The sequence below is a fragment of the Mucilaginibacter dorajii genome (genome assembly GCF_024808255.1).
Taxonomy (GTDB): Bacteria; Bacteroidota; Bacteroidia; order Sphingobacteriales; family Sphingobacteriaceae; genus Mucilaginibacter; species Mucilaginibacter dorajii.
In genome coordinates this window covers 201,311-219,028 of sequence record NZ_JANTYS010000007.1, presented here as the reverse complement: position 1 = coordinate 219,028, position 17,718 = coordinate 201,311, and the positions used below count along the sequence as shown (strand labels likewise).

The following is a 17,718-nucleotide window of genomic DNA, read 5'->3' as shown; positions in this document are numbered from 1 at the left end:
AATTACCTCACCACCACCTGTGCCGTATTCCTGCTAATCTGTTCCAATAATGCCGTTTTACCCATGGTTAATTCCTTCAACGAATTGTCGCCATAGTGCCTGATGGTTATCAGCGTTAAACCGCTGTTGTATTTTACTTTAAAATCCTGCTTAAGATCGCTAAGCAGTTTTTCAAAGCGCTCCTCGTAAAAATCAAAGCATACTGAAAAACTAAGGGCCGATGTTTGCATTACGTTAACCTTTACCTGGCTTTTGGCAAACAGGCCGAAGATATCGCTCAAATGATCCTCAGAAACAAAAGAATAATCTTTGGCTGATATAGACAGCAATACCTGGTTTTGTTTGAGGATGATCACCGGCTTTTCAAACTTATTAATGCCATCTTCCTTGATGATGGTACCCGGCGCGGCAGGATCTGTAAATGATTTTACCAGCAAGGGTATCTTCGCGTTTTGCAAAGGTTTGATAGTTTTCGGGTGGATCACGCTCGCGCCGTAATAGGTCATTTCAATGGCTTCGGTGTAGGATAGCTCATCAAACTTAACCGTATCAGAAAAAAACTTCGGATCGGCGTTTAATATCCCCGGTACATCTTTCCAGGTAGTAACCGATTCAGCCCCCAAACAGGCGGCGAATATAGACGCTGTATAGTCAGAACCTTCGCGACCTAATGTTGTAGTAAAGTTTTCAGATGTACCGCCTAAAAATCCCTGGGTAACCACTATGCTCTTGGCCAACATACCGGGCAAGTCTTTATTGATGCTTTCCCTGGTTTTATCCCATTGCACGGTGCCTTCGCGGTAAGTGTTATCGGTATGGATATAGCCGCGTACATCCAGCCATTGGCTTTTTACGCCGGCTTTGTTTAAATAGGCCGATACAATGCGGGTTGATACTAATTCGCCGATAGATACGATTTGGTCGTAAATAAAATCGTGGCTGTCATGTGGTTCATCTTCGATGGCCCAGTCAATTTCTACAAAAGCATTAGCTACATCATCAAAAACAGGATGCCCGTTTTCAAAAAGCTGGTGCAGTATATCGAAATGATACTTTTTAATTTCTTCAAAAATATGGTGCATATCATCAGCTTGATCTACATAAGCTTTGGTAAGCTTTTCAAGCGCGTTAGTGGTTTTGCCCATGGCCGATACCACGATAAGCAATTCCTCACCGATATATTTATTTACAACGCTGGCCAGGTTAATGATGCCATCTGCATCCTTAACCGATGCGCCTCCGAATTTAAAAACAAGCATTTATTTAGCGAATTTAGCCACAACCGAATTGGGCTGTAGTAATGATTTGAGTTGTGTGTAGGGGATAAACAGCTCGGTTTGCCCGGCTGCGTAGGGCTTAATTTCGTACTGGTTATAAATGAATTTAAGTCCGATTGGCGTTACCGAAAAATTATCGTTCAGCGCGAATTTGTTATCCTTAAAAAAGTAGTCGCGCGCTAAGGATGCGGTATCGCTTAGCTTTTCTTCTTTCCTGAAAATACCTTCGGCAATGGTTTTAAGCTTATCGGCTGAGCCGGCCGTAAAAAGATCGTCAAGGGTGATGCTTTTATTGGCATTGGTGTTCCAGTTAATAAAAGTGGTTGTTGAAGCGCCATGGGCGCCGCCGGTATAAGTATAACCGCCAACTTCAAGCGTGGTAATGCTTGAATCCTGCATCAATACTTTGGCGTAGCTGTTCAGCTGGTAAAACATGCCCGGCCTTGGTTCACTTTTTTTGGCATCGGCATAAGCTTTTAAAAAGTTTTTGCTCATTTGCTCAACGCTGGTGTCTGCCTTACCGTCCATGGCAAACAGGCTGGTAAGCTTGCGGGTTGCCGTATCGTTCAGCTTTTGCTGGCTGGTAAAAACCGGGTATTTGATAGTGGGCACCGTACAGGCGCTATCCGGTTTAGTACCGCAATCGACAGCACGTTCGTGAACGGTTTTATAAGTATACGTAAGCGTATCTTTTACCGTTTCGTCGTCTTTTTTTGGGGACGCATTCCAACTGCACGAAGTAAAAACAAAACCTATCCAAATAATATTCAGCCAGCCCCAATTTTTCATTTTCATCATATTATTAGTTTAAACCCTTGTTGTTAAATAACAATAATCTAAATCATGTCATTGCGAGGAACGAAGCAATCGCGAACTGTGCAAATCCGCCCTGTAAAGTGTGCGATTGCTTCGTACCTTATAATGACGTATTCAATTTTACATAAACATTGGCTTTGAACGCTGGCGAAGACTCACCCCGGCAACGCTTCGCTGGCCGACCCTCTCTCCGGCTGTGCCGCAAAGAGGGTGTAAAAGTTTTTTTTGCCCTCTTTGCAACGAAGTTGGAGAGAGGGCCGACGGGCGGAGCCTCGTCGGGGTGAGTCTTCTGCTCCCTGTTTACTTCATTCCCACGTTCAAAGTCCTCCAGATTTTAAAACCCGCAAAGAGATAGTTTTATAACCCTCATCAAAACCCCTCTATCTGCTCCTTTGAAACGGATACGTTAATCCATCCCGCATCAAACTCAGCATTGTATTTTTTATAAAAGTTGATGGCGGGTTCGTTCCAATCCAGCACCTGCCAAACCATGCCGCTAAAACCCTGCTCTTTAACTTCCTCAAAAAGCCTGGCAAATAAAAGCTTGCCCAGGCCCATGCCGCGGCTTTCTTCGGTTACTACCAAGTCTTCCAGGTACATGCGGCAGCCTTTCCAGGTAGAGTAGCGCACATAGTAAATAGCAAAGCCCAAAATGCGGCCATCAACTTCGGCCACAAACGCCTTCCAAACGGGCTTGGGGCCAAAACCGGCATCCTCAAATTCCTGTAAAGTAACGGTAACCTGCTCCGGCGCTTTTTCAAACAAAGCCAGCTCATGCACCAGCTCCATCATGCGCGGGCAATCTTCAATGGTGGCAACGCGAATAGTCCCCGGTCCAGCCCCCCCCGCCCCCTGAAGGGGGAGCTTTTGATTGGCTTGTTGTTTTATAATATCTTCCAATTCTGTAAATTCTTAAATTCTGTCAATTCTGATTGCGATAACTTAATCAACCCAATCAACCACTCACTTAATCAACCAACCTAATTATTTTTCCAATGTTTAATTACCCTTTTACCAAATATGGTGCTGCCCAGGCGTACCATGTTGCTGCCTTGTTCAATGGCCAGCTTATAGTCAGACGACATGCCCATCGATAAAATGCTAAAACTATCATCTTTTCGGTAATAGCTCACCTTTATGCCATCAAAAAATGTCTTCAGCTCGTAATATTCTTCTTTGATCTGCTTTTCGTTGTCGGTATTGGTAGCAATACCCATCAACCCACGGATGCGTACGTTTTTAAGCAAGGCAAATTCCTCTGACCGTAACAGTTCAATTGCTTCATCAAAGCCAAGGCCAAACTTGGTTTCTTCATCGGCAATGTAAATTTGCAGCAGGCAGTCAATCACCCGGTTTACTTTTAAGGCCTGTTTGTTGATCTCCTGTAAAAGCTTCAGGCTATCAACAGATTGTATCATGCTTACAAAAGGCGCTATGTATTTTACCTTGTTGGTTTGCAGGTGGCCTATCAGGTGCCACTCAATATCTTTAGGCAATTGCTCGTACTTTTCAACCAGTTCCTGTACATGGTTTTCGCCAAATAAACGCTGCCCGGCATCATAGGCTTCCTGCAGCTCGGCGGCTGGTTTTGTTTTTGATACGGCCAACAATATTACCTTATCGGCCTCCGTTTCTTTTTTTAAGCCTTTGATGTTATCTGCAATGCTCATTTATCCTTAAATTTGCTTAATTAATTCAGCCGCTAAATTACAGAATGCATAAATATATAATCTTGTTTTTTTCAGTTACGCTTTTTTGGTGCGGTTGTAAAAGCGGCGGTGTTCCCGGTAAATATATCCAGCCCCAGGCAATGACGGGTTTGTTAGTGCAAATTCACCTCATTGATGGGTCGTTATATAACGGCACACAAGCGCCGGATAGCCTGTATAAATATGGCATGGGCAAGTACCTGGATGCTTTTCGTAAATTTAATACCGACTCGGCCCAGTTCAGGAAAAGCATGGAATATTACACCAATACGCCCGATAAGCTAACTGCCATTTATGATAACGTTGATAAACGGATAAAAGCCCTTAGCGATTCGCTTAATGCCGAACAGGCCAAAGAGCGCACCAGGTTATTAAAAAAGGATTCGTTAAAAACCGATTCAATAAAAAAAGCGAATTTGAAGCATAAAACCCCTGCTCAAAAAGTCGATTCTGTTAAGCAGGCCAAAACCAAAAAGGCGATGGATGCAAAGATAGACTCTATTAAAAAATTAAAATATAGACCAAAACCTAATGCTGTACCCATTAAATAGTGTAGATAAGCTTGGGTTTACCGAAGTAAAAGAACTGATAAAAGCACATTGCCTTAGCGATATGGGCCAGCAAATGGTCGATAAGATACAGGTGATGAGCAATTACGATTTAATAGCCAAGTTTTTAAGCCAGGCCAACGAGTTTAAAAACATTTTGGTAAACGATGCCGCACTACCCATTCACCATTTTTTCGATATAAAGTCCCTGGCCAATAAAGCACGCATTGAAGGTGTTTTTTTAAGCGAGGAAGAGTTTTACCAGGTGCAGGCTTCCCTGCAAACCGTTTTTGCCGTTATAGCTTATTTTAGTGAGCGCGAAGGCTTATACCCCAACCTGGAGGCTTTGTTTGAGCACCTGCCTATTGAAAAGGCCATCCTTAAAAAAATAGATGCTGTTATTGATCCTAAGGGCAAGATCAGGCCAAATGCATCGCGCGATTTGCAGGAAATAACAGCCGGTATTGCCAAAGCCGAGCAGGAGGCCCGCAAAAAGATTGATATGATCTTTAAAAACGCGTCATCAAGCGGCTGGACGGCTGATGGATCGCTCACCGTACGCGATGGCCGTTTATGTATCCCCTTGCTTGCCGAAAATAAACGGAAGCTGAAAGGCTTTATTCATGATGAATCCGCATCGGGCCAAACCGTTTATATGGAACCCGAGGAAGTGTTTACTCTTAACAACCGTGTGCGCGACCTTGAGTTTGAGCGTCGCCGCGAGATTGTGAAGATCCTTACCGCTTTAACAAACGAATTAAGGCCGTATACGCCGCTTTTATTATCGTACCATAGTCTGCTTACCAAGTTAGATTTTGTGCGCGCCAAGGCGCTGTTTGCCATAGATATTGAGGGCGATATGCCACAGGTGGTAAACGAGCCAAAGCTTAAATTATTTAATGCCCGCCACCCGCTGCTGTTCCTCAATTTTAAAAAGGAACAAAAAACAGTAGTGCCACTTAATGTGCAGATAGATGAGGGCACCCGCATTATTGTAGTATCGGGGCCAAATGCCGGCGGTAAATCGGTTTGTATGAAAACCGTTGGCCTGCTGCAAATGATGGTGCAGGCTGGTTTATTGATCCCTGCTGCCGAAGCCAGTGTGGTTGGCGTATTTAAGCAGATGTTTGTTGACATTGGCGACGATCAATCTATAGAAAGCGATTTGAGTACCTATAGCGCCCACCTATCCAAAATGAAACATTTTGTGGAACAGGCCAATGGTAAAACGCTGATACTGATAGATGAATTTGGTACCGGTACCGATCCGCAATTTGGCGGCCCAATTGCCGAGGCAGTGCTGGAATCGCTTAACCATAAAAAAGTGCGTGGCATGGTGACTACCCACTACAGTAACCTTAAAATATTTGCCAGCAATACCGAGGGCATCGAAAACGCGTCGATGTTGTTTAACAACGTAGAGATGAAGCCGCTTTACCGCCTGGAAGTTGGTAAGCCCGGCAGCTCATACGCGTTTGAGATAGCGCAAAAAATTGGTTTACCGGCAAACGTGCTTAACCTTGCCAAAAACAAGATCAGCGAAGGACAAAAAAAGGTGGATACCTTATTGGTTGACCTGGAGCGTGAGAAACGCGAAATTTTTGAAACCAAACAAAAGCTTGATAAGCAGCAGCGCCGTGTTAATGAGCTACAGGCCGAAAATGAAAAACTGAAGAGTTACCTGGACGAAAATAAAAAGGTACTTATTAAGGATGCCAAAGACCAGGCCAAAAACATTATCCTGAACGCCAATAAATTGGTTGAAAATACCATTGCCGAAATTAAAAGCAGCAATGCCGATAAGGAGAAAACCCGTAACCTGCGCGAAAACTTAAACATCGAACTAAAAAAGAATACGGTTAAAGTTGAAGCGCCAAAACCAAACCCGGCTGCTGTTGACGAAGGGTTAAAAGCCGGCGATTGGGTAAAACTGATTGACTCAGAAACTACAGGTCAGGTGATTGAGATCATCAGGGACAATGTAGTGATTGCCATTGGCGATTTGCGTACCGTAGCCAAAAAGAAAAAGGTTGAAAAGGTAAGCAAGTCGTCGGTGCCTAAAGAGATCAGGCGTACCATGAACTCACACACCAGTGATTTTGCCAGTTTTAGTCCGGAGATTGATGTACGCGGGCAGCGTACAGAGGATGCCCTGCATAATATCGAAAAACTGTTTGACCGCGCCCTGATGATGGGTTTTGGTAACCTCAAGATTATTCATGGTAAAGGCGATGGCATATTGCGGAAAATGATCAGGCAATACCTTAAAAAATACGACCAGGTTGACCGTATGGAAGATGAACATGCCGATAGGGGCGGTGACGGGATAACTTATGTATATTTAAAATAAGTTAGTATATTTTCAAAATATTATAAACCCATGGCCTTAAAGAACATTACCCCTATGTTATATACCCGTGAAGTGCGGGCAACTGTCGATTTTTATATCAATAACCTGGGCTTTACCTGCGTGGGTTACGCTGACGACTGGGGCTGGGCTACAGTGAGCAGGGACGAGGTAGAGGTTATGTTCTCTTTACCGATTGAACATGAACCATTCAGCATGCCTAAGTTTACCGGTTCGTTATACATCCGTACGGATAAGGTAGATGCCATTTGGAACGAGCTGAAAGAACACGCTATTATTTGTTACCCTATAGAAACCTTTGATTATGGCATGCGCGAGTTTGCCGTGTATGATTATAATGGCTATCTGCTGCAATTTGGCACGCCGGTAGACATAGATTAGTTCATTGGTTCATTGGTTCATTGGTTCATTGGTTCATTGGTTCATTGGTTCATTGGTTCATTGGTTCATTGGTTCATTGGTTCATTGGTAAAAAAAGACATCAAGTTAGCGATATTTGTCCTTAATCCCAAAGTCTTTGCTCCTTAATCCATAAAATAAAATGCGTAAAATATACTTAATCGTTCTGTTCCTCATTACCATGGGGACGTTGTCAAACTGTACGGCGCAAAGCCTGGTGCTTAAAAGTAAGGATGCCCACATTCGTTATACAGGTAGGATTAACCAAACGGATGAGGCTGCTGAGTTTTACTGGACTGGAACTTCGGCTGCTATCAACTTTAATGGTACCGGCGTATCGGTACTTTTACAGGATGAGCGTGGCGATAATTATTTTACAGTAATAGTTGATGGATTAGTAACCAATACCATCCACCTTGATAATACTAAAAGAACTTATACCCTTGCCGAAGGTTTACCCAACGGGGCGCACAGCATTGAGATTTTTAAACGCAGTGAGTGGGAAATGGGTAAAACCATTTTTTACCAGTTTATTTTAGATAAAGGCGCATCGGTATTAGCGCCGTCACCGACAAAAAAACGCAAAATAGAATTTTTTGGCGACTCGATTACCTGCGGTTACGCCGATGAAGATACCACAGGCCAGGATAGGGGAAGCGCCCCTTACGAGAACGGCTACATCAGCTACGCGGCCATTACCGCACGTCATTATGATGCCTCGTATGTTTGCACCGCCAAAAGCGGTATAGGTGTACTGGTAAGCTGGTTCCCGCTTATTATGCCCGAGCTTTATAACCGTTTAGACCCTACCGACCCAACCAGTATGTGGGATTTTAGCAAATACACGCCAGACGTAGTGGTGATCAACCTTTTTCAAAATGATTCGTGGATAGTTAAGATACCGGATAACCCGCAATTTAAAGAGCGTTTTGGCACAAAAGTCCCTGAGGCCGATCAGATCACTAAAGCCTATCGCGAACTGGTAAAAAATATCCGCAAAAAATATCCCAAAGCACAGATCCTTTGTATCCTGGGCAGTATGGATGCCACCAAAGAAGGCTCGCCATGGCCAGGCTATATTGAAAAGGCAGTAGCCGGTTTAAATGACAAAGCCATTTATACCCACATGATCCCCTATAAAAATACGCCTGGTCACCCCAGCGCCAAAGAACAACAGGCCATGGCCGATGATTTGATTGGGTATATGGATAAGAATATTAAATGGTAAAACCAGATATGCAGATTTGTAAATTTCAGATCTGCATATGAATTTTTTGCGGAATTAGGATGCCCTCTTGAGTAAATGATCCTATATGCTCCTGTTCAAATTCTATCTATAAATAAGTAAAAGTCCTTTATCCCAGGGAAATCGCTTTTAACATTTTTGCATAACGTAACATCATTCAATGAGCACAATAGGTAGCCGCTATGCGGCATCTTATCTGGTTCTTTTGTTTCTACAAATAGGTAGCCGCTATGCGGCATTGAATATTTAATAAGCTGAAAGTATGCCGCATAGCGGCTACCTATTTGTAACGTAAGTTTTGCTCCATAGGAGCTACCTATTGTTATGCAAATCTTTAAAAGCAATTTCCCTGTCTTTTATCCTTTGTCCATCTATCTTTTGTCCAAAATTGTCTAATTTTGAATTAACCAATTATTGAACATGAATAAAGTAGTTAGTGGTGCCGATGAGGCCATCCGCGATATTGAGGATGGCATGACGCTGATGTTGGGAGGTTTTGGTCTATGCGGATTGCCAGAAAACTGTATTGCTGCCCTGGTAAAAAAAGGCGTAAAACAACTCACCTGTATCAGCAATAATGCCGGGGTTGATGATTTTGGCATCGGCCTGATGCTGAAACAAAGGCAGGTGAAAAAAATGATCTCATCCTATGTAGGCGAAAACGCCGAATTTGAACGACAGCTACTCAGCGGCGAGCTGGAAGTAGACCTGATACCACAAGGAACCTTAGCTACCCGCTGTATGGCTGCCGGCTATGGCATGCCCGCCATATTTACGCCGGCTGGTGTAGGTACCGAGGTTGCCATAGGTAAAGAAGTGCGCAGTTTTAACGGTAAAGACTACCTGATGGAAATGGCTTTCGATGCCGATTTTGCCATTGTAAAAGCCTGGAAAGGTGATACCATGGGCAACCTTATTTATAAATCAACCGCCCGCAACTTTAACCCCGTAATGGCCATGGCCGGCAAGATCACCATTGCCGAAGTAGAAGAATTAGTGGAACCGGGAGAGTTAGATCCTGACCATATTCACACGCCTGGTATTTATGTGCATAGGATTTTTAAGGGAGTTAATTATGAGAAAAGGGTAGAACAGAGAACGGTAAGGAAAAAAGAATAATTACAATTTGAAAATTTGAGAATTTGAAGATTTGAAAATGATTAGAAATTGTTAAAATTATTTTAATGAGAAACGACAAAGAGAATTTGATTGTTAAATTGACTTTTGAGTTTGCACTCGATATTATTGAGTTTTCGGAAGAATTGGAGGCCAACAGAAAGTTTGCTATTGCTAAACAACTCATCAGGTGCGGAACTTCCATTGGCGCAAACGTGCGTGAAGCACAAAATGCGGAAAGCAAAAATGATTTCATACATAAGTTTAAAATAGCTGCTAAAGAAGCCGATGAAACAGAATATTTCTTGTTATTGTGTCAGTTCTCTAAAAGATATCCGTTTAATGAAGCCCTATTAGATAAGCTAAAAGTGATTAACAAGATCCTATCAAAGATCATTGCAAGCTCAAAAGGAAGCTGATTCGAAAATAAATTCATTTTCAAATTTTCAAATCCTCAAATTTTCAAATTGAAAAATTATGTTAGACAAACAAGGCATCGCTAAACGCATCGCCAAAGAAATAAAAGACGGCTACTATGTAAACCTGGGTATTGGTATCCCAACACTGGTGGCTAATTACATTCCCGAAACCATGGATGTGGTTTTACAATCAGAAAACGGATTGTTAGGTATGGGGCCATTCCCGTTTGAAGGGGAAGAAGACCCCGACCTGATTAACGCGGGTAAACAAACCATTACCATGCTGCCCGGCTCGGCAACGTTTGATTCGGCTATGAGCTTTGGGATGATCAGGGCCAGGAAAGTTAACCTGACTATTTTAGGTGCCATGGAGGTATCAGAAAATGGTGATATAGCCAACTGGAAAATCCCAGGTAAAATGGTAAAAGGCATGGGGGGCGCAATGGACCTGGTGGCATCGGCCGAAAATATTATTGTAGCCATGCAGCACGTAAACAAGGCCGGCGAATCAAAGCTACTGTCTAATTGCACCCTGCCGCTCACCGGCGTACACTGTGTGAAAAAAATAGTGACCGAATTAGGTGTGTTTGATGTACTGCCAGAAGGGGGCTTTAAATTACTCGAACGTGCCCCTGGCGTTACGGTAGATGAAATTATTAAAGCAACAGCCGGCAAATTGATAGTAGAAGGAGAGGTGCCCGAAATTTTAATTTAAAAAAAAGCCACTTTTTAAATCAATTCGTACCTTAAAATTGTTAACTTGCGTATAAGTACAAAAGTTTACATTAATATGATAGGATATTCTGAGTTGATACTATTGTTTGTATTCCTGGTAATTATAACCCCGATTTACTTTTTGCCGTCCATATTGGCCTGCGAAAAATGTAACTACAGGACTGTTTTGCTACTCAATATCTTTTTAGGGTGGACCATCATCGGCTGGGTAATTTCGCTGGTGTGGGGACTCAATACCGATAAAGACCCGCTCAGGGCCTACCGCTCAAATACCGCCAACTGCTGCCCCAAAATTGAAGCCGAACTCATCCGCCTCAGGGACATGTTCAATACCGGTGCTATCAACAAAGAAGACTACCACAACCAAACGCGCCAGCTAATAGGGAATAGGATATAATTTTTTAATTTGAGGATTCGGTGATTAACTACGTTGAGGGCTATGCCGTTTGAAAATTTGAAAATGATTTGATCTTTCAATGTACGCCGTAAAATTATCCGACTTAAATGTTCCGTAGGAACAAAAGTTTTGTAGAAATAATGCAAACCTTATTTTAGATTCCCGTAAGACCTCCACTTACGGAAGTGGCGTTTAACATTTTCACACAAGGTAATATATTTCAATAAGCACAAATAGGTAACCGCTATGCGGCATCTTGCTTGGCTCTTTTGTTTCTACAAACAGGTAGCCGCTATGCGGCATCGAATATTTAAGAAGACGAAAGAATGCCGCATAGCGGCTACCTATTTGTAGAACAAATAATTTATGTTTTTTGCTCCATAGGAGCTACCTTTTGCCACGCAAATCTTCAAAAGCGATTTTCCTTGGCCTCCACCTAACCACCATGCCTAAGCATTGTGTAACTCGTATATTCGTGGGATTTCGCCTGGGAAATTTCAATGGCAGGAAGGTTATGGCGCTTTCAGCCACAGCCGGTCGCAGATCGACCAGGTTGTGAAATATATATCGAATCAGCAGAAACATCATCAAAAGAAAACCTTTTTAGATGAATACCGCCAAATGTTAAAGGATTTCGATATCCCTTTTGAAGAACAATACATTTTTAAATTGCCCGAATAGTTTATTAGGTTTTGCACCTACGGAGCAAAAAATTCCCGTTGTTGTTTTTTGCTACAAAGCTTTTGCTCCTATGGAGCATAGGAACGAGGGCGGTTTGAATGTTTAGGAATCGTCGACACACCGAGATATTAACTAACGGGTATCCACCTAAAAAATCATTTTCAAATTTTCAAATCGCCGAATTTTCAAATAACCTTAAAAAAGCTTCTTCCTCAAATCTGCCGAAATCTCTTCTGTTACCGCTATAATATCATCTGCAACGTGGGTGTTGTTGGTGATGATCTTATCACACTCATATTTGTAAGGCAGCAGGAACTCCTTGTAGGCCGGTACAACGTGGTTTTCCCATTTATACATCACATCATCGTGCGAGTAGCCACGTTCCAGCAGATCACGTTTAAGGCGGCGTTGCAGGGCAATCTCATCATCGGCCTCAATAAAGATCTTCATATCCAGCATGCCGGCAATTTCTTTAAAATGAAGGATGAACAGGCCTTCTACAATAAGGATTGGAGCAGGCTTAATTTCCAGCACTTTAGGAATAGCATCGGGATTGTTAAACGTATACTCGTGCTTAATGACAGGTTCTTTGTTTAAAAGCTTACCAATATCATCATGAAAATGCCGGTCGTCTATAGTTGCCGGCAGATCGAAGTTATACAGCTTGTTTTCCTCCTTGGTCATGTTATGCGCCACGGGGATATAATAATCATCCTGCGATACCAGGGATACTTCTTCGGCCGTAAAATGCTCTAAAAAACACTTCAAAAAAAAAGTTTTGCCAGACCCGCTTCCGCCGGCAATCCCAATAATATATGGTTTATTCATTCGGACTACCGTAGCTGATATTTACGTTAATGCGTTTATCTAAAGCGCCTAATGCGTCGGCGGTGTTTTTGGTCATTACAATGAGTACGTTTTTGGTAGCCTCGCTATCGGTAAACCGGCCTACCACTTTGGCGTAAGTAGTGTGATTATTCATGGGGTTGGTGATCTTGATCACGGTGCCGATAGGGGCAGTGCGGTGTAAAACCAATTCCTTTTTAGGGTCAAGGCTGGTATCATCTATCCAGGTGGCTACACCCTTTTCATTCTTTTCGTACAAACCAAAACGGTTGGCTTTAAACTTAGCATCGGCGGCGCTATCAATTGCCATGGCAGATGAATCGGGTTTTAAAACATCCTGCTTGGCTACCGGGCGCTCTGCTGGCGGCATGCCGGTACGTACTTTAATGATCTGGTCGGCCTTCAGGTCGTCATTGCTCAGGTTGTTAAGCGTACGGATGTCATCAACAGAAGTGTTGAAACGTTTGGCTATAGAAAACACAGTTTCGCCTGCAGATACTTTATACTGTTGCACGTTATCTAAATTAGCAGCAGTTTGCTGTGGCGCAGGTGTTGTTGCTGGTACCGGTGCCGGCGCTGTTGGTTTTGAGGCAACTACAACTGGTTGTTGTACTGCTGGTGTTGGTTGCTGCGTAACCGGGGGCGCTTGTACCTGGGGTTTAGTAACGGGCGGCTGCACTTGTGGTTTTTGCTGTACCACTGTTTGCTGCACGGTAGCTTTGGTTTGTTGTACCTGTTCTGCTACCTGGGCTGTTGCGCCGTCAAATGGAAGGTCGGTAGGTACTTTAACCGTGCCGCCAATTTTAAGTGGGGCATTGTTATTGAATTGAATGATGGCTTTCGGGCTTACTTTGTAGCGCCTGCCTATGGAGTAATAATTATCTTTAGGATCGAGTTTGTGGAGGATAACTTTTTTGCCATTCTGGTTTTCCACACCGATAGAATCGACTGCGGTGCGGGCAAAAAGTGACGCAGAGATTGTTAACAAAGGAGCGATCAATAAAAGGATCTTTAATTTCATAATATCTTATAATACAGTATTTTGTAAATTTAAAACTATTAATTCCGATCTGTTTTTGAGGTAGATCAGCTTATTCTTATGTACTACAAACGCCTCGGGTTGCAATTTTTGTATACCAGCTTGTAACAAATCGCAATGAACTATATTGCCCTCGTTATCAAAAATGTACAGGTGCTGTTCAAGTTGCCCGGCCAAAAACGTGTGCAAAGATACAATTCTATAACTATTGTGCTCCATGTAATGCACCGTATTTCCGTAAGGTTTGGCAGGTAGTTCAATGGTACCTAAAAAGGATGCGGGAAGTAGTTGGGCGGTTTTGATATGGTTATTCAAAAGGGTATCAATCACAGGTTCATATGCCCTTAAAGTAGCCCCGGTTTTTATGTCAGTTAACATCAATCTTTTAGGCTGCACCTGGGCATTATAAACTACTGGTCCGTTTACAGATAGCTGATCAAAGGCCAGTGTGTAATTGCCCCATAAAGCCCGCCCCGTGATGCCGTCAATCGCTGTCAGTCCCTTATGTACCGGTCCGTTTTCTGATTGATAATTATGGATGAGCAGCACGCCATCGTAAGCCGCCTCTATGCCGGTAAGCCAACGTTCGGGCATACTTAGGTCTTTGAAATGCACCCTGCCGTTATTCAGATCTATCGATGTAAAGCTTACCTGTTTGCTGGCCGTATCCCTTATTTCGAGGAAAATGAAACTGCCTGTTTCGTCAATTTCCAACCGCCAGATAGGCAGGTTGCATTGATGTTTTATATATGGTAGCAGCTTTGTCATAAAGTTTGCAAATATGCTCAATCTATCTAAAACTGTTTAATTTTACCAAACATTGCTACCAGGCCTGTGTTAAAAAACTAAAATCACTAATCATATGAATGCCGAAGAAATCAGCCTCGAAGAAGTAAAAGTAAAACCCGTTGTAGATCATCTGAACGATCTGTTGGCCAACTACCATATTCACTATCAAAAATTACGCGGATGCCATTGGAACGTAAAAGGCCCAAGCTTTTTTACACTACACCTCAAATTTGAAGAACTATATACCGCGGCCCTTTTAACTATTGATGAGCTTGCCGAAAGAATCCTGTCATTAGGTAAACCGCCGTACAGCACTTTTGATGATTATATTAAAACATCTGCAATTAAAGAAATTCAAACCATTGGCTTAAAAGATACATTAATGGTTAAAGCCATTATTGATGATTTGGCTGCGCTGATTGCCAAAGAAAGAGAAATTCTGGATATCACTGCTGCCGCTGGCGACGATGGTACCAACGATATGGTGAACCGTTTTATGCAATTTAACGAAAAAAACACCTGGATGCTGCGCTCATTTGTAAATGAGGACTAAGTAAACCGGTTGAAGATCGAAGGCCGCCTGTGATGAACAGGCGGCTTTTTCATGCCGTATATTTTCTATAAACAGTTTTATAATCGTTTATGGGTTAATTAATGATTAGCTTTAAAAAAATCAGCTATTGAAGCGATCAACCTATGAGCAAAAAGAAACCATTACCAAATCCGGTGGGCAAAAAAGGGCCATCTGATTATCAGTCAGGCAAAACAGGTACAGCCAAACCTGAGATAGTACCGTCCAATAAGAAAAATAAATAGATGGCCGGTAAATCAGCAGAAGTGCAGGCCCGTGATTTTATTTACGAGTTAAATAACTGTGCCAGCGAATATGGCTTCAGTAAAGACGAATTATGGGAGGTTGACCTTGTTTCTGAAAAGGAAAAAATAAAACTCGAAAAGAAATATTATCCAACAATATCCGCCTTAACATTACCGGAATTTGTTCCGGTGATGTTGGGGCTTGTGCATATTAAACTGCCGCAGTTTATTAATGAAACGCCCGCCCCCGCGGGTAAAATGGAAGTTATTAAAGGAATGCAACAATATTTGATTGCCTATAGTGCAAAAAGAACACTTTGATTAAAGGGGGCCAATTTAAATTATACGTATTGAAATGCGGTTTTAATTGAAGATCAATTTTTACTCGCCTGCATCACGTAGTACTTTATCAAGAATTGTTTGGGCAATCCTAAAATTCGTTTGTTGTATAAGATCAAAATAAGGTTTAAGCAAGGGTATTAGTTCTCGGTTTTTAGCTATAAGCAGTAAGCCGATAGTCCCCTTAACTGGCATACCTAACTTTTCGGCAAACCTTCTGGCGTCGCTATCATCAAGAATAAGAAAATCAAAAGGTATTTCTGAAGCCAAAGCAATTGCACTTGCTTCCCCGGGATCGATGTATTGTAAAAACTCTTGCTGTAGAGAGCGGTTAACAACAGTTTGTATAATTACCCAATCGGGTAACTCTGCGTTAAACTCGGCAGCAATTTCTGGTGTGGTTATTACTGTCCGAAAAAGTTGATGTAATAATTCAAGAGCATTTAGTTTATAAAGAAGGCTAAAGCAGCTTGTATCTGTAATAATAACCTTACATTCCTTTGGCATCATTTATAGCGGCCAATGCACTTGCATCAAAATAGTGAACGTTATAGTTGATCAGGATCTCGGCAAAATCCCATTTTTTCATACCACACATTTCTGCAGCCTGACCTAAAGTAAGCTTGCCTGATTCATATAATTTTGCTGCCAGAAAACGTACAGTTTCATCATGCTCTTTTTCAAGGGCATCCGGAACCTGGAGTGTTATTGTGGTCATGGTATTAAATCATGAGTTAGTTGAATAAAGATACGAATATTTCATAAATATGGAGCAGGAAACAAAAAGTAAGCCGCCCAATTACAATTACAATGCTGATATTTAGCGGTGCGTTAAAGGTAATTTGCACCCTATAATTGTCGCATTAGGCCGTGGCTAATTTAAAATTATTGCCCTAATTTTATCAGCAGAAAATCAACTTAAAATAAAATGGAAACTGCAAACAAAACCACCATAACGGTTGAAGCTACTGTTAACGCGCCTATTGAAAAAGTTTGGGAATTTTGGATCGACCCCAAACATATTACCCAATGGGCATTTGCATCTGACGACTGGCATGCTCCTTACGCCGATAACGACCCGCAAACCGGCGGAAAGTTTAAAACAACCATGGCCGCTAAAAACGGTAGTTTTAGCTTTGATTTTGAGGGCGTTTACAGCAAAGTAATTGAAGGCAGCTACATAGAATATGGTCTAGGCGATGGCCGTGAGGTAAAGATCAGCTTTGAAAGCCTGGGCGATACCACCAAAGTAACCGAAACATTTGATCCCGAAACTACTAATCCTATTGAAATGCAGCGCGGCGGTTGGCAGGCTATTTTAGATAATTTTAAGAAATATACTGAAGCCTCGGTTTAAATTGGATTTGGTATAAGTTGAAAGCCTGGTGAGTTTTTACCGGGCTTTCAACTTATATTGTTTTTTGTAAATAAGGTTTGCATATGAAAAACGAAATAGTAACCGAATACAAAGGCAGCTTAAACATGCTGGTAGATACCGTACACAAATGCCCCGACGATTTATGGGAAAGTAACGCCTATGAAAACGCTTACTGGCGCATTGTATACCATACGCTTTTTTACACCGCGTTTTATCTTTCGGCAGGGCCTGCGGAGTTTATTCCATGGGATCAGCATCGGGCCAACTACCACGTTTTGGGTTCGATAGCTCATGACGGACAGTTAATCGTAATTAAAAACAGTTACTCAAAAGCCGATTTGTTGAATTACGCTTCTGTTATTTTACAAAGCCTGGAAGATGCCATTAACGAGGGGGATTTGACCGACACTACCGGTTTCGACTGGATTGCGTTCAACCGGTTTGGCTTACACCTTTACAACATCAGGCATGTGCAGCATCATACCGGACAACTCACCGAACGCCTGCACCAGGTAGGTATCAGGGGCATTAACTGGGTGCGGTGATTGCCGGGTAAACGCAACTAATTGGGCAACAACAGGCACAAATATTTGGATGCGCCTAAATTGTGCGATATATCAGTTTAGTGTTAACCATGTAAAAATTAAAAGTGCTGATTTTCAGATATTTATAAATAAATATCTGAAATGTGTTAAGTTATGTTAACCCAATTAGATACGTTTGCCATGGTGCTAACTCAAAATAATTTGACATGCTGGGCCATCTGTGTTATATTTGCATCATACAGGATTGAAAACCCT

General features: G+C 42.2%; 22 protein-coding genes. 13 read left to right on the top strand and 9 right to left on the bottom strand.

Features of this window, described 5'->3' with window-relative positions:
• Positions 1-2 precede the first annotated feature (2 nt).
• From FHS10_RS11770 to FHS10_RS11755, 4 genes are all read right to left on the bottom strand, one after another.
• Positions 3-1,259 carry an aspartate kinase gene (locus FHS10_RS11770; RefSeq protein WP_259090732.1) on the bottom strand — a complete coding sequence of 419 codons (1,257 nt, stop codon included), beginning with the start codon at positions 1,257-1,259 and terminating at the stop codon, positions 3-5.
• Positions 1,260-2,075 (bottom strand): PdaC/RsiV family protein, encoded by an 816-nt coding sequence (locus FHS10_RS11765; protein ID WP_259090730.1) that lies wholly within the window; start codon positions 2,073-2,075, stop codon positions 1,260-1,262.
• 387 nt (positions 2,076-2,462) lie between these two features.
• Positions 2,463-2,885, bottom strand: a complete 423-nt coding sequence (locus FHS10_RS11760; protein WP_259090971.1) for a GNAT family N-acetyltransferase — start codon at positions 2,883-2,885, stop codon at positions 2,463-2,465.
• Between the two features lie 188 nt (positions 2,886-3,073).
• Entirely contained in the window at positions 3,074-3,763 is a 690-nt protein-coding gene (locus FHS10_RS11755) for a YggS family pyridoxal phosphate-dependent enzyme (protein ID WP_259090728.1), read from the bottom strand.
• 44 nt (positions 3,764-3,807) lie between these two features.
• Between FHS10_RS11755 and FHS10_RS11750 the strand changes: the two genes are divergently transcribed.
• The 9 genes from FHS10_RS11750 (at position 3,808) to FHS10_RS11710 (ending at position 11,711) form a co-directional block, all read left to right on the top strand.
• On the top strand, positions 3,808-4,353 hold the full coding sequence (locus FHS10_RS11750; protein WP_259090722.1) for a DUF4296 domain-containing protein: 546 nt from the start codon (positions 3,808-3,810) through the stop codon (positions 4,351-4,353).
• A complete protein-coding gene (locus FHS10_RS11745) occupies positions 4,334-6,700 on the top strand; it encodes an endonuclease MutS2 (protein ID WP_259090720.1) in 2,367 nt (788 codons plus the stop codon). Before FHS10_RS11750 ends, FHS10_RS11745 begins: the two co-directional genes overlap by 20 nt.
• A 30-nt stretch (positions 6,701-6,730) precedes the next feature.
• Positions 6,731-7,099, top strand: a complete 369-nt coding sequence (locus FHS10_RS11740; RefSeq protein WP_259090718.1) for a bleomycin resistance protein — start codon at positions 6,731-6,733, stop codon at positions 7,097-7,099.
• Positions 7,100-7,259: 160 nt separating this feature from the next.
• The gene (locus tag FHS10_RS11735; protein WP_259090717.1) at positions 7,260-8,345 is read left to right on the top strand and encodes an SGNH/GDSL hydrolase family protein; all 1,086 of its coding nucleotides are present in this window, start codon (positions 7,260-7,262) and stop codon (positions 8,343-8,345) included.
• Between the two features lie 438 nt (positions 8,346-8,783).
• Positions 8,784-9,482, top strand: coding sequence for a CoA transferase subunit A (locus FHS10_RS11730; protein WP_259090715.1), 699 nt, complete (start codon positions 8,784-8,786; stop codon positions 9,480-9,482).
• Positions 9,483-9,547: 65 nt separating this feature from the next.
• Entirely contained in the window at positions 9,548-9,898 is a 351-nt protein-coding gene (locus tag FHS10_RS11725) for a four helix bundle protein (RefSeq protein ID WP_259090713.1), read from the top strand.
• Between the two features lie 58 nt (positions 9,899-9,956).
• On the top strand, positions 9,957-10,613 hold the full coding sequence (locus FHS10_RS11720; protein WP_259090712.1) for a 3-oxoacid CoA-transferase subunit B: 657 nt from the start codon (positions 9,957-9,959) through the stop codon (positions 10,611-10,613).
• A 75-nt stretch (positions 10,614-10,688) separates the two neighbouring features.
• Entirely contained in the window at positions 10,689-11,030 is a 342-nt protein-coding gene (locus tag FHS10_RS11715; protein WP_259090710.1) for a superinfection immunity protein, read from the top strand.
• Positions 11,031-11,486: 456 nt separating this feature from the next.
• Positions 11,487-11,711, top strand: coding sequence for a transposase (locus tag FHS10_RS11710; protein WP_259090709.1), 225 nt, complete (start codon positions 11,487-11,489; stop codon positions 11,709-11,711).
• A gap of 195 nt (positions 11,712-11,906) precedes the next feature.
• Here FHS10_RS11710 and FHS10_RS11705 read toward each other — a convergent pair whose 3' ends face one another.
• Genes FHS10_RS11705 through FHS10_RS11695 form a run of 3 tightly spaced genes read right to left on the bottom strand, consistent with a single transcriptional unit; the run spans position 11,907 to position 14,364 of the window.
• Positions 11,907-12,539 carry a uridine kinase family protein gene (locus FHS10_RS11705; protein WP_259090708.1) on the bottom strand — a complete coding sequence of 211 codons (633 nt, stop codon included), beginning with the start codon at positions 12,537-12,539 and terminating at the stop codon, positions 11,907-11,909.
• Entirely contained in the window at positions 12,532-13,578 is a 1,047-nt protein-coding gene (locus tag FHS10_RS11700; protein WP_259090707.1) for a LysM peptidoglycan-binding domain-containing protein, read from the bottom strand. The genes FHS10_RS11705 and FHS10_RS11700 overlap by 8 nt, the downstream gene beginning before the upstream one ends.
• Positions 13,579-13,584: 6 nt before the next feature.
• Positions 13,585-14,364 (bottom strand): DUF4905 domain-containing protein, encoded by a 780-nt coding sequence (locus FHS10_RS11695; protein ID WP_259090700.1) that lies wholly within the window; start codon positions 14,362-14,364, stop codon positions 13,585-13,587.
• Positions 14,365-14,458: 94 nt separating this feature from the next.
• Here FHS10_RS11695 and FHS10_RS11690 point away from each other — a divergent pair, with 94 nt between their 5' ends.
• On the top strand, positions 14,459-14,938 hold the full coding sequence (locus FHS10_RS11690) for a Dps family protein (RefSeq protein ID WP_259090699.1): 480 nt from the start codon (positions 14,459-14,461) through the stop codon (positions 14,936-14,938).
• 263 nt (positions 14,939-15,201) lie between these two features.
• Positions 15,202-15,522 carry a hypothetical protein gene (locus FHS10_RS11685; RefSeq protein WP_259090695.1) on the top strand — a complete coding sequence of 107 codons (321 nt, stop codon included), beginning with the start codon at positions 15,202-15,204 and terminating at the stop codon, positions 15,520-15,522.
• Between the two features lie 60 nt (positions 15,523-15,582).
• Here FHS10_RS11685 and FHS10_RS11680 read toward each other — a convergent pair whose 3' ends face one another.
• Complete coding sequence (locus FHS10_RS11680; protein ID WP_259090692.1) at positions 15,583-16,050, bottom strand: PIN domain-containing protein; 468 nt, start codon at positions 16,048-16,050, stop codon at positions 15,583-15,585.
• Entirely contained in the window at positions 16,031-16,258 is a 228-nt protein-coding gene (locus FHS10_RS11675) for a UPF0175 family protein (protein ID WP_259090691.1), read from the bottom strand. Before FHS10_RS11675 ends, FHS10_RS11680 begins: the two co-directional genes overlap by 20 nt.
• Positions 16,259-16,468: 210 nt before the next feature.
• Here FHS10_RS11675 and FHS10_RS11670 point away from each other — a divergent pair, with 210 nt between their 5' ends.
• Together FHS10_RS11670 and FHS10_RS11665 are read left to right on the top strand one after the other, a co-directional pair.
• Positions 16,469-16,897 (top strand): SRPBCC family protein, encoded by a 429-nt coding sequence (locus FHS10_RS11670; protein ID WP_259090689.1) that lies wholly within the window; start codon positions 16,469-16,471, stop codon positions 16,895-16,897.
• 83 nt (positions 16,898-16,980) lie between these two features.
• Positions 16,981-17,463 carry a hypothetical protein gene (locus FHS10_RS11665; protein WP_259090688.1) on the top strand — a complete coding sequence of 161 codons (483 nt, stop codon included), beginning with the start codon at positions 16,981-16,983 and terminating at the stop codon, positions 17,461-17,463.
• Positions 17,464-17,718: the final 255 nt, after the last annotated feature.